This is a genomic window from Streptomyces anthophorae, from assembly GCF_049310305.1.
In the GTDB taxonomy this organism is placed as follows: Bacteria; Actinomycetota; Actinomycetes; order Streptomycetales; family Streptomycetaceae; genus Streptomyces.
Genome location: NZ_JBLWQQ010000002.1, coordinates 177,651 through 189,294 on the forward strand (window position 1 = coordinate 177,651; position 11,644 = coordinate 189,294).

At 69.3% G+C, this 11,644-nt stretch carries 12 protein-coding genes and 1 pseudogene; 6 read left to right on the forward strand and 7 right to left on the reverse strand.

The window, feature by feature from the left end; genetic code table 11:
* The first annotated feature begins 99 nt into the window (after positions 1-99).
* A complete protein-coding gene (locus tag ACNYS0_RS43810; protein WP_422405010.1) occupies positions 100-738 on the forward strand; it encodes a TetR/AcrR family transcriptional regulator in 639 nt (212 codons plus the stop codon).
* Between the two features lie 106 nt (positions 739-844).
* Here the strand turns inward: ACNYS0_RS43810 and ACNYS0_RS43815 are convergent, their stop codons facing one another.
* Positions 845-1,078, reverse strand: coding sequence for a hypothetical protein (locus ACNYS0_RS43815; RefSeq protein WP_422405011.1), 234 nt, complete (start codon positions 1,076-1,078; stop codon positions 845-847).
* Between the two features lie 126 nt (positions 1,079-1,204).
* Positions 1,205-1,609 (reverse strand): annotated as a pseudogene (locus ACNYS0_RS43820) (ISL3 family transposase); the annotation flags it as partial.
* 702 nt (positions 1,610-2,311) lie between these two features.
* On the opposite strand from ACNYS0_RS43820, the gene ACNYS0_RS43825 reads away from it, so the two are divergent.
* From ACNYS0_RS43825 to ACNYS0_RS43840, 4 genes are all read left to right on the forward strand, one after another.
* Positions 2,312-3,550, forward strand: a complete 1,239-nt coding sequence (locus ACNYS0_RS43825; RefSeq protein WP_422405012.1) for an IS256 family transposase — start codon at positions 2,312-2,314, stop codon at positions 3,548-3,550.
* Between the two features lie 181 nt (positions 3,551-3,731).
* Positions 3,732-4,751 carry a transposase gene (locus ACNYS0_RS43830; protein ID WP_422405013.1) on the forward strand — a complete coding sequence of 340 codons (1,020 nt, stop codon included), beginning with the start codon at positions 3,732-3,734 and terminating at the stop codon, positions 4,749-4,751.
* Positions 4,752-5,085: 334 nt separating this feature from the next.
* On the forward strand, positions 5,086-5,289 hold the full coding sequence (locus ACNYS0_RS43835) for a cold-shock protein (protein ID WP_422405014.1): 204 nt from the start codon (positions 5,086-5,088) through the stop codon (positions 5,287-5,289).
* A gap of 1,384 nt (positions 5,290-6,673) precedes the next feature.
* Positions 6,674-7,033 carry an ANTAR domain-containing protein gene (locus ACNYS0_RS43840; RefSeq protein WP_422405015.1) on the forward strand — a complete coding sequence of 120 codons (360 nt, stop codon included), beginning with the start codon at positions 6,674-6,676 and terminating at the stop codon, positions 7,031-7,033.
* A 175-nt stretch (positions 7,034-7,208) separates the two neighbouring features.
* On the opposite strand, the gene ACNYS0_RS43845 is transcribed toward ACNYS0_RS43840, so the two are convergent.
* Positions 7,209-7,538 (reverse strand): MerR family transcriptional regulator, encoded by a 330-nt coding sequence (locus ACNYS0_RS43845; protein ID WP_422405016.1) that lies wholly within the window; start codon positions 7,536-7,538, stop codon positions 7,209-7,211.
* Positions 7,539-8,151: 613 nt separating this feature from the next.
* On the opposite strand from ACNYS0_RS43845, the gene ACNYS0_RS43850 reads away from it, so the two are divergent.
* Positions 8,152-8,568 carry an ATP-binding protein gene (locus ACNYS0_RS43850; RefSeq protein ID WP_422405017.1) on the forward strand — a complete coding sequence of 139 codons (417 nt, stop codon included), beginning with the start codon at positions 8,152-8,154 and terminating at the stop codon, positions 8,566-8,568.
* Between the two features lie 93 nt (positions 8,569-8,661).
* On the opposite strand, the gene ACNYS0_RS43855 is transcribed toward ACNYS0_RS43850, so the two are convergent.
* From ACNYS0_RS43855 to ACNYS0_RS43870, 4 genes are all read right to left on the reverse strand, one after another.
* Positions 8,662-9,387 (reverse strand): ANTAR domain-containing protein, encoded by a 726-nt coding sequence (locus tag ACNYS0_RS43855; RefSeq protein ID WP_422405018.1) that lies wholly within the window; start codon positions 9,385-9,387, stop codon positions 8,662-8,664.
* Between the two features lie 73 nt (positions 9,388-9,460).
* Entirely contained in the window at positions 9,461-10,201 is a 741-nt protein-coding gene (locus ACNYS0_RS43860; protein WP_422405019.1) for an ANTAR domain-containing protein, read from the reverse strand.
* Positions 10,202-10,530: 329 nt separating this feature from the next.
* The gene (locus ACNYS0_RS43865; protein ID WP_422405020.1) at positions 10,531-10,827 is read right to left on the reverse strand and encodes a hypothetical protein; all 297 of its coding nucleotides are present in this window, start codon (positions 10,825-10,827) and stop codon (positions 10,531-10,533) included.
* Complete coding sequence (locus tag ACNYS0_RS43870; protein ID WP_422405021.1) at positions 10,824-11,396, reverse strand: DUF5994 family protein; 573 nt, start codon at positions 11,394-11,396, stop codon at positions 10,824-10,826. Before ACNYS0_RS43870 ends, ACNYS0_RS43865 begins: the two co-directional genes overlap by 4 nt.
* Positions 11,397-11,644: the final 248 nt, after the last annotated feature.

The following is an 11,644-nucleotide window of genomic DNA, read 5'->3' on the forward strand; positions in this document are numbered from 1 at the left end:
CGGGGGGGGGCGACCATTAATTGGCCGTTGAGCCAATTGGTATTTGCCTGCAAAGCCAATAGCATCCTTCGCATGGCGTCAAGGGGTCCTGGGAAGCAAGTGCGCAAATCGGCGGTGGAGCGCCGCCGCGAGATCGTGGCGGAAGCTGCGCGGATCGGGCTCGAGGAAGGCCTTGAATGCGTCACCCGGCAACGGATCGCCGACGGCCTCGGAGTCCAGTCCGGACTGATCCACCACTACTTCCCGGTGATCGAGGAACTCGTGGCCGAGGCGTTCACCAGTGCCACCACAGGGGAACTGGACGGCCTGCTCCCGGAGGCGGATGCGGCGGTGGCCGAGCCCGGTATCGACAGCCCCCTGAGCATCTTCCAGCGCTTCTTCACCCTGCTCTCGGGCACCGAGTTCGACAACATCAGCAAGCTCTGGCTCAATGCCCGGCATCTGTCCCGCTACCGCCCAGTGCTCCACGACCAGGTAGTCGGCCAGGAGCTGCGCTGGTGCCACCGCATCGAACGGACCATCGCGCAAGGCGTGCAGGAGGGGGCATTCCGCTGCGCCGACCCGTGGGGCGCCGCCGTACGGATCCTCGCCGTGGTCGACGGAGCCGGCGCCTACATCAACACCAGTGCCGACCGCCGCATGCAGCCGCTGGCCGCTCTGGCCCGCACACTCGCGGAAGCGGAACTGGGTCTGGCGTCCGGCGGTCTGAAGCAACCTCCCCGGCATCCGCCGGAGTGAGCACCCGGTGCTGCACCGACCTCCGCCGCGCCGTCCCCCGAATCCGACTACTGTGCGACATTAGCTGTCGCCTGCGCTCGCGTGCCGACTCGGGCGACTCTCGGGATCAGCTTCGGTCGGTGATGTAGGTGTTGGCGATCTCACGGAGGCGGGTGGCGTCGAACGAGGGGCCGTGGCCGGGCAGGTGCAGGACTGTGAAGCGTCGGTCGCCGAGGTCGATGACGTCGCCGTCGTCGAGGGTCTGACTGACGGGGTGCCGTGGAGGCGGTAGGCAGCGGGGTCGTAGGTGTCGTGGGGGCGAGATCATCAGCTCCGGCGCGTCGGCGTCGTCGGGCCGCATGCCGAGTTCAATGAACAGGTCGGCGGTCAGTAGGGAGCCGGGGAGCGGGCCTGGATGGGGACTGTACGGTCACTGGGTCTGACCCGTAGTCGGTGGTGACGCCGAGTAGCCGTCAGGGCAGGAGGATGCGATCTCCGGGCAGGCTGGGGCGATCTTCTCCAGCAAGGGGGTTTTTCCTTCGGGCGCAGGTTGCCCGGGCGGGTGAGCAGGACCCGGGTGGCTCGGCGTGGGGTGGTTACCGGGCGTTCGCCCTCAGCGCGGCGCTGATTGACGTAGCGGACCAGCAGGTTGGGGCTGTCAGTATATCCCAACTCCCAGACTTCTTGGAGCAGATGGGTGACCGGGACCGCTGGGTCGGCCACGCGCCGTTCGCGGTGGTGGTCGCGGTAGGGGGTCGACGAGGGTGGGCCGGTAGGTGAGGGCGATCCGCAGAACCTGGGGTTCGGGCATGCGCGCGTAACGCTTGACGGTGTTCAGGGCCAGTTTCAGGCGGCGGGCGCATTCGAGCAGGCCGACGCCCTGGCCGAGGAGATACCTCTCCAGCCGCATCAGGTCGGCCCGCTCACGCTGCCTGACGTCCGCGATATGTACGGCCAGTTCAGCAGCCCGGGCCGACCGGCCGCCGCGCCGGGACCACTCCCGGTCCGCGATGCCCACCAGGGCCTCGCTCACGGCCGTCACACCCTTGTCCCAGCCCTCCTCGAACTCAGGGCCACGAAGGCGCGGCGCCATGCCGTCCAGCTCCACCACCTGGCACTGCGCCCCGGCGACCGCTCCGGCCTCCAGCGCGGCCACCAGGTCGTCCGCCTCGCTCGTGGGCACGCCCTGCGCCTCCATGAGCGCGAACACGCACAGCCGGGCGTTCACGGCCGCCGTCTGGTATTGCGTCACCCGGCGTACAGAATCGCTGCTCAGCGCGGGATCGAGTCCGGGAGATTCGTGGTGTTGCCGGTTGGGGGTTGTGCGTAGTGGGGGTTCCTGTGAGCTGGGGTTTCCCAGTTTGACTGGGTGATCTTCCGCTCGGGGTTGAGAGTCAACCCCGATGTGAGGTCTGCCTGTTCCGTCGCGCGGTGGGGATCTCTATCCAGGTGACCTGGGGGGTTGCGTCCTGGGAAGCGGTGTACGGGTTCGACCTGATCCGGGGGTTTGCTCCGGCATCGGGATGGTGCCCGTATAGATGAACGGCCACCGGCTGATCTTCGAAGTGTCGAAGCCTCGAAGGAGATCAGCACGATGACCGCACCAGACAGTGTGCCCCTGCACGCCCTCGCCGAAGACAACCTCGCCGCGACGAGTCCCGATCTGCTGCGCGCGATGGTCAAGACGTTCGCCGACGCGCTCATGTCCTCCGAGGCCGACGCCCTGTGCAACGCCGAGTACGGGCAGGTCAGCGACGAACGCGTCAACCACCGCAACGGCTACCGCCCACGCGAGTGGGACACCCGCGCCGGCACCGTCGAACTCGCCATCCCCAAGCTCCGGCAGGGGAGTTACTTCCCGTCCTGGCTGCTCGAGCGGCGCCGCCGGGCCGAACAGGCCCTCATCTCGGTGGTCGCCACCGCCTACCTGCTCGGCGTCTCCACCCGCCGGGTCGAGAAGCTCGCCGAATCCCTTGGCGTCACCCAGCTGTCGAAGTCCCAGGTGTCCGCGATGGCCAAGCACCTGGACGAGCAGGTCATCGCGTTCCGCAACCGGCCCCTGGACCAGGGCCCTTACGCGTTCATCTGGGTCGACGCGCTGACCCAGAAGGTCCGCGAGGGCGGCCGCATCATCAATGTCCACGCGCTGATCGCGGTCGGCGTGAACGCCGACGGCCACCGCGAGATCCTCGGCCTGGACGTTGCCACCGCCGAGGACGGGGCCGGCTGGCTCGCCTTCCTGCGCTCCCTGATCGCCCGCGGCCTGTCCGGCGTCCAGCTCGTCATCTCCGACGCCCACGCCGGCCTCGTCGACGCCATCGGCGCAGTGCTGCCCGGAGCCTCGTGGCAGCGGTGCCGCACCCACTACGCCCGAAATCTGCTGAGCCAGGTCCCGAAATCGGCCCAGCCGTGGGTGGCCACCCTGCTGCGGACGGTCTTCGAACAGCCCGACGCCGACGCGGTTCGGGCCCAGATGCGACATGTCCTTGACGCGTTGGAGGCCAAGTTCCCCAAAGCAGCTGCCCACTTGGACACCGCTCAGCACGACCTGCTGGCCTTCGCCGCCTTCCCGCGTGAGATCTGGCGGCAGATCTGGTCGAACAACCCACAGGAACGGCTGAACAAGGAGATCCGCCGCCGCACCGACGTGGTCGGCATCTTCCCCGACCGCAGTGCCGTGATCCGCCTGGTCGGCGCGGTGCTGGCCGAGCAGAACGACGAATGGACCGAGGCCCGCCGCTACATGGGACTCGATCTCCTCGCCAAGGCTCGCCTCCACCCGATCGAGTCAGAATCCGACGAGACCGTCCTGCCCACCGAACTCACCGCATGACTCTGTTGCTGAATTGCCTGCAGGGGCGCGGGGTAGTTCGGCATGATCGTTGGTGCGGTCGTCATGTCTGCCCCGGCCGCAGGGGGTCGGTGTGGTGTCCATGCGACCGGGGGGATTGCCGCCTGTTCCTGAACAGACCGCCAGGACGGCCCGCGCCGCCTTCCCTGGTGGCAGTCTGCCCATGCGCCTGCGTGATCATCTGGCCGAGGTCTTCGACGACGCGTTGTTCACCGATGCGTTCCCCGACCGCGGTGCTCCTGCCCAGTCTCCGGCGCTGCTCGCGCTGGTGACGGTGCTGCAGTTCACGGAGAACCTCACCGACCGGCAGGCCGCGGACGCGTCGCGGGACCGTCTGTCGTGGAAGTACGCGCTGGGCACGGAACTGTCCGACACCGGCTTCGACTTCTCCGCGCTGTCGAAGTTCCGCACCCGGCTGGCCGGGCACGGCCTGGAACGGACCCTGTTCGACAGGCTCGTCGAGCACTGCCGCGCGACCGGGCTGATCAAGGCCGGCGGCAAGCAGCGCACCGATTCCACCCACGTGATCAGCGCGGTCCGGGATCTGAACCGTACCGAGCTGGCCGGGGAGAGCGTGCGGGCCGCCCTGGAGGCCCTGGCCGTCGCGGCACCGTCCTGGCTGGCCGGGGTGATCGACATCGCCGAGTTCGCCGAACGCTACGGGCCGCGCGTCGACGGCTGGACGATGCCACGTTCGAAGACCGGGCGGGACCGGCTCGCCCAGGTCTTCGGCCAGGACGCGCTGGCCTTGTGCCGGGCCGCCTGGTCCGACACCGCCCCGGCATGGATCCGCGAGATCGAGTCGGTCGCCGTGCTGCGGCAGTTCCTGGTGCAGACCTACATCATCCGCACCGACGCCCGGGGACGGGAGGTGGTCAGGAAGCGGGACGCCGACGACGGTGTTCCGACGAGTTCGGAGACGATGAGTCCTGCGTCGTCCAGGTTTTCGGCGGTGATGGCCCTGCGTCGGCGCTGTGACCGGGTGAGGAAGCTGTGGGTGAGATATCGAGCCCGGCCGGCCGCGGTGGGGGTCGGGGCCAGGGTGTATTCGGCGCGGGTGGCGTGCTGGGCGGCACGCATGGCGGGTCACTTCCCCTCCGGGGACAACCGGCCCCCCTCCGGGCGCCGGGGCCGCGGCTCTGCGCGGCCGGTCGTGTTCTACTCTCATCCCCGCCATTCTTGATCGTCAACCGGGCGGTGCCGCGGCCTGCGACGCCCTGCGGACCGACCACGAAGATCCACCCTGCTGCCGCGACGGCTGCTGGCGTTCGTTCTCATTGCAGGTCAGGCCGGTGACGCACCCGCCTCTCTACGCGTCAGCCAGAGGGCTCGTTCTCTTCCGTAGCGGTACGGGTACGGGCCGTGTAACGTCCACGTCAGCAGTCGTGGTTCCGAAGTACCGCCCGTGAACCTCAGGTTCACGGGCGCCTTGCTGTTCACAGTCTCTGAGGGCCAGGACGACCACCTCCGGCTCCCGCACGGTGCGGGAGCCGACTTCGAGTCCCCTTGGAGGACGCATGGCCATCGGAACCGTCAAGTGGTTCAACGCGGAAAAGGGCTTCGGCTTCATCGAGCAGGAGGGTGGCGGCCCGGACGTCTTCGCCCACTACTCGAACATCAATGCTTCCGGCTTCCGTGAGCTCCTGGAAGGCCAGAAGGTGAACTTCGACGTCACCCAGGGCCAGAAGGGCCCGCAGGCGGAGAACATCACTCCCGCCTGAGCCGTACGCACGTCGATGCCCGCCCTGGCTCGCTGGGGCGGGCATCGACGTGCGTACGGCTTCTGCAGGGGGAGGACAGGGGCCGCGGTTCCAAGTCCACGTGCCCCGGCTTCCTCACGCGAGCCGCTGGTGTGCCGCAGACGGCGGCATGGCAGGGACGACATAATCAACATCCCGTGAGCGAACGCCGCCGGGGCTCACCTCGGCCAGTCACGGCCTTCCGGCCTCGGCCTCGCCCTGCAGCCGTGCCCCGCCTCATCGAGTCCGCGCCGGGCACCCGACTGCCCGCCCTCATATGCCCCGCCCGGCCTCACATGGTCTGTCTCGCCCCGGCCGCCCCGTGCTGACAGCTTGCAAATTCCAGAGAGCCCCGAACCGACGGGGGTCCTACACCCGCCAGCACCGCTAATGTGGGTCGATGGCGGGAGCCATCACGGGCAGACAGCACTCCGCCACACGCCCCCAGTCCCCGGGTCAACTGGGCCCCACACCACGTTTAGTGGTCCAGGCCGCCTCGCCGACAAAAAGCAGCCCGGACCCTGCGCCGCCCTCCCGGACTGTTCCACCCCGGGGCCTGACTCCCGCGCACCCCCGGTGCCGGCGAGGGCAGGAAGCGCGGGGAGGCGCGGCATTGAAGGGGAGCACTCCGCTCATCCCCGCGCAGGCGGTCCGCTGCCAGCCTGACCCGCTGGCGGCGGGCCGCCAGCCTGCTCAGGTCTCCACCTGAAACTACACCCGGCGTCGCGCAACTCCCCTCTGCTTGAATCCGGTTGACGACAAAATGGCGAGGTTGATTCCGCATTCCTGGCAGGCCCTCGGGAACGCGACCGTCATGAGAGACGAGCAGCGACCGGTGGGCTGGGAGCGGCAGCAGGACATCCTTGAACACGCCCGCGAGATACGGCGCGCCGCCCGGGCCACCGTCAAGAAGAGCCAGCACGTACGCGAGACCAGCCGCATGCTCTGCGAGCGCGGCAGCCTCACTGCTGACGCACCCGACTGTGACTCGGCTCCACCATCGCGCCCGGCGAATCGCTCGGGGCCGGGGCTGCAGTCGACGGGGGTTTGAACCGCGGCCCGAGTGGCATTCAGAGGTGCAGGGTTCCCTCGGAGCGGGACCCTGTATCGGGTCTCGTGGTTCGGGGCAGAGCCACGAGTTGCCCCATTCCACGATGGCCCCGTCTCGCCGGCCAGTCGGCGGGACGGGACCCGCCCCATATGAGGCAGGGGCGGCCGCCGTCTCGAGTCGGCGCCTGGGGGCGGTCGCCCGATACCCAGCCGGGCGTGGGAGAGGCGCGAGGGCACCACTGCGCTCGTGGCGGTGTGGTCAGTCGAGGGTGTGGTTGGTGACGACGTGGTCGGCCGTCTGCAGCAGGGGCTGTTTGTGGCGGAAGGCGTGGGCATCGTGCTGTGCGCCTACCGCGACCGGCCAGGGCCGCTGTCCCGCAGCGAACGACAGACCGCGCTCACCCACGTCCAGGCCGCCGACCTGCTCCTCCTAACCGCCCTGGCCCCCACCGAGGGCGACACCGACAGCACCTGGTTCGCACCCACCGACGCAGTCATCCACCAGGCCATCGGCAAGATCAGCCACCGCCACACCGTCACCATCGACCAGGCCCTGGCCCTCCTGCGCGCCCACGCCCACACCCACAACACCACCCTCGCCGACCTCGCCCACGCCATCGTCTACGACGACCTGCAACTGACCGACCTGCCGCTACCGCCGCTGGGAGAGCCATGACGCGCGGCCAAGCAGCCCGCCTGGACTGATACATCAAGCCCGGCCCCGACCTGCTCGTGACCCATCTACCCATCTGCCGGGCCATGAGCATCGTGACGACACTGTCGTCGGCGTTGGTAACGCGGCACCTGAGGGCCCCTTGAGCTGAATCACCGCTGAGGCGGGTTGTGCGAGGTCAGGCCGAGGGCTTGGGCTGGGTGCGGAGTTCTTCGTTGATGCGCTGTGCTTCTTCGAGCTGGTCCTCGAGGATGATGATGCGGCAGGCGGCCTCGATGGGCGTGCCGCCGTCGACGAGTTCACGGGCGCGGCCCGCGATGCGCAACTGGTAGCGGGAGTAGCGGCGGTGGCCGCCCTCGGACCGCAGCGGCGTGATCAGCCGGTGCTCGCCCAGGGCGCGAAGAAACGCGGGAGTGGTGCCGAGCATCTCGGCGGCCCGGCCCATGGTGTAGGCGGGGTAGTCGTCGTCGTCGAACTTGTCGACGGGGCGGGTACTGCGAGGGGGCATAGACCTCTTCTTCCGGGGACCGCATCGAGGGGCCCGGGTGCCGTACTGGCACCCGGGCCCCGAGCTTTCAACACCATCTACCGGCTCAGTGCGCCGGCCTTCTTGTTCCGTCGGCCCGCCTGGGAGGGCGGGGCTGCGGGGATCGCGGTTGCGTGACCGGGGACCACCTTCCAATCCGGGGCCTGCGGTACCCGGGCTGCGTTCTTCCTCGCCCGGGCGATCCTGATGGCGTCTGCTCCTTACTTCATCGGGTTACTCGGTTGTGCTGGATATCGCGGGTACTGCCTACGACCCCTGGGGTCGCGCGGCCCGGCAGCCAGTGACGGGGCCCATCGCTTTCGGCCCTGCCGCTCCGCCGCCGTTCCGTACTGCTTGACTTTGCCTGCACGGCAGTTCGTCTCTGCCGCACCTTCTTGGACTTCCTGGCTACGGGAGAAACACTAACCTCCGCACACGCCAATGTCTACTCCCGCCGCAACAGATTTCCTTCATGGGTGGTGCTGGAACTTCTGTCTCGCGCGCGCACGGAAGAGTGGCGTCGGGGTTGAAGACCGACGCGTCGGGCACAAGCTCGGCTCAGCGGCACAACCGACCCACGTGGAGGTGTGAACGCATGAACGACACGACGACAACCGACACGGCAGCCCTCAGGCCCTCCGTCGCTCTCGAAGACGACAGCCCGGCCGGCGTCCCACGAGCACGCCGCGTCGCCCACGCCTTCGCCGAAGGGCTCGACCCGGCTCCGGCCCCTGCAACCGCGGAAACCCTGGCCTTGGTGGTCTCCGAACTGGCCACCAACGCCCTACGGCACGGCGGCGGCCACTACATGCTCCGCCTCAGCGCCACCACCGACGCCGTGCACGTCGCGGTCAGCGACCGCAACCCCGCTCCCCCACGCGAACGGGAAGCCGACCTCAACGACGACACCGGCGGGTTCGGGTGGCCCCTGATCCGCCACCTGGCCGACGGGGTGTCCGTCACCCCCGGCCCCGGACGGGGAAAAACCATCCACGTCCGCCTCCCGCGTTGAGACACCCGTCTCTGCCAAGAGGAGCTTCCGGCAGGCGAGCGACCCCGTGCAGACCGGAGTTCTCAGCGGGTCCGGCGTCACGAGCTGAGAGGCTTACGGCCAAGGGCTGTCCGGGTTGTCCAGGCGGAGCCGGTGGCTCAGGACGTCGCGGGCGGTGGTCAGCAAGGAGAGGTTGTGGCTGAAGGCATGGCTGCGCAGCCGGATGAGGGCCTGGGCACAGCTGATGTTCAGTTGCGCGGAGAGCATCCCGGTGGCCTGGTGGACCTCGGCGAAGTGCAGGCCGGGCTCGTCCAGCAGCCGTGCCTCAGGTCCATCCATCCCGGCGGCCTGGGCGATGATGGCCTGGGCGAGGGTGTCGGCGAGAGTGAAGGCGTCGGCCAGCTGGTCGGGACTGAGGGAGCCGGGTCGGTTGCGATGGCCGGTGAGCGCGCCGAGGGCGATGACTCCGATGCGCAGCGGGAAGGCGAAGACGGCGCCCACCCCCATCTCCTCGATGGCGACGGGCAGGCCGGGCCAGCGGGTGGGGGCGAAGGCGGTGGGATCGGACACCTTCGGCAGCAGCATCAGCAGCCCGTACTCGGCCGCGTCCAGGCTCGGGCCTTGCCCTTGGACGCGCTGCAGGTCCTCCAGGGCCGCGGTGTGTTCGCCGAAGGACTGCACCAGCTCGGGAGGGTTGCCACCGGGCCCCAGCAGCAATGCCAGGCCGTCCAGGCCGAGTTCCCGGGCGCACCCCTGAAGTGGCACCGGGCCCAGCCCGGGGCCGTGATGCGAGGTGATGGCCCGCAGGTAGGACACCATCACGCGTTCCGGGGCCACCATCCTTGTCACCCCCTCCGTGGATGATCTGGAGACAAAAAATCCCCACTGGGCCCAGCCGGACCCGGGCGGCGCTTCACTGTCCTGAGTCCAGCAACGACGGATCCGCGCTGCCGTCCAGGACCTGGCGGGCGATCTCGGTGAGCCGGGTGCGGTGGGCGCGGGCGTGGCTGCGCATGAGCCGAAAGGCCTCATCCAGGGGGACCTGGCGGCGGTGGGCGAGGAAACCCTTGGCCTGTTCGATGACGATCCGGCTGTCCAGGGCGGCCTGCAGCTGCGCGTTCACGGTCATCTGCTCGCTCACCGCCCGCTGTTGAAGGACGCCGATGGTGGCGGTGTCCGCCAGCGCCTGGCCCAGTCGCACCTGGGCAGCGGGCAGCGGGTCGAGCGCGTCGCGAAACAGGTTCAGTGCACCGATTACTTGGTCGTGCAGCCGCAGCGGGGCCGCCGTCACGGAAGTGAATCCCAACTCCAGGGCGGCCGGGGCGAAGTGCGGCCACCGGGTCTGCATCACTGGAGTGTCCAGGCAGCCGACGGTCACCGGGGCGCGGGAGTGGAAGCAGTCCCGGCTGGGGCCCTCGTCCCACTCGATGCCGGCCAGCTCCAGCTTGCGGGTGCGTTGGTCCGACGCGGCCGCGTCCACCAGCCGGCCCTGCGGGGTCGCCAACAATACGCCGGCCGCGGCGATGTCCAGCAGGTCCACGCAGTGCTCGGTCAAGGAATGCAGGAAATTGATGACGTCGAAATCCTGCACCAGCGTGTCCGCAAGATCGACGAACGCCGATGCCATCCGGTCCTCATGCGACGGCTCAGGCATGCCCCGCTCACCCCCAGGGGCTTTGGGGACACTCTCGGTGGCGTCCCAACCTGTTCAGTCTCCTCCCCGGGTGGCAAAGGCGCGAGCATGCCCTCCCGGTGCGCGTCGATGGCCGACTGCGGTCGAAGTCGACCGGCCTGGTGCCGGGGCGTTGACAGATGCAGTAGCGAGCCGGGCGCCGGGCTGCGTTCGTGGACGGAGAGCAGGGCTGCTCACCGCAGTTCCGCGCGCACGCGCCGTAGCCTGCGGCGCAGTTCATCGAGCACGTATGCAGGGCTGGCCCGTGCGCAGCTCCACTTCCGGTCAGAGTTCGTTCAGGGCGGCCCGGTTCAGCGGGCCCGCTTGTGGGTGGTGCGGTCACGGTGGCGGCGTGCCGGCAGTCGCCCGCGGCCGCCGTCGCGGTGGTCGTTTCGGTCGGCAGCAACGGGCGGGACGGTGGGAGGGGCGGGCGGTGCGGCCGCGTGTGCCCGCTCGGCAGGTGTCCGGCGGCCGCGCAGTGGTCGGCTGTAGGTCCGCAAGGCGATCCTTTCGGCGTGCTGGCTGTTGAGGCGGTGGATCACGTACGCGGCGATGCTGACCAGGACGAGAAAGGCGGCTGCGGTCAGTGCGGCGTCCACGGCGGTCACCGCCCCGCCACCACGGGGCCGGAAACGGCGTGGCTGGAAGTCGCGCCGCCCTCGTACTCCCACGACTCCTCGGCGTTCTGCCGCCGGTCCGCCGCGCCGACATCGTGGGTTCCGTGCCGTGCGTTCTCGGCGGCAATGAGGTCAGTGGCGGTCAGCGGCGGCCCGTCCGGATCGCTCGCCGCGGCCATCAGGCGGGCGGCGGAGGCGGGGGCGGTCTCCGGTGGAATCACGAGGAGGTCGAAGCGGCCGGTTCCGTACGACAGCAACAGCAGTTTGTGCGGGTCGAGTTCGGGAGTGAACCAGCCGACCTTCAGTACGCGGCCCTGGACGGGCACCTTGCGCGGCACGACGGGCCACAGCATCGGGTTGACCGCGACCCGGGTGATTCGACCCCACAGCGGGTCGAGTGCTTGCGCCAGGGACGGCAGTTCAGCGGCCAGGTCGCGGGAGGCGGGCCACCAGGCGCCGTCGAGCAGGCCCCGGCCCGTCGGGGACTTGAGCGCCATCCGGACGGCGACAGCAGGAGTCGGCGGGGTGGAGCCGAGGGAGGAAAGGGCGGTCGCGGGCATGATGCGAACCCGTCTTCGGAGCCGACGCGCGGCCGTCCCCGATGTCATTGCTCACCGAGGACGAGACCCGCATGGATGCCGGTGTACGAAGTGCCCTTGGTCCTTCCACTCTACTCCTGCGCACGGCATCGGCGCCGAGCCCTACTTCAGGCGGCGGCCGCAAGGGCAAAGTCCTTCGCCGCGGAGAGCCGCAATCCACAGCAGAGCCTCCACACGCCGCAGTAACCCCACAGACCAAGGGGGCAGAT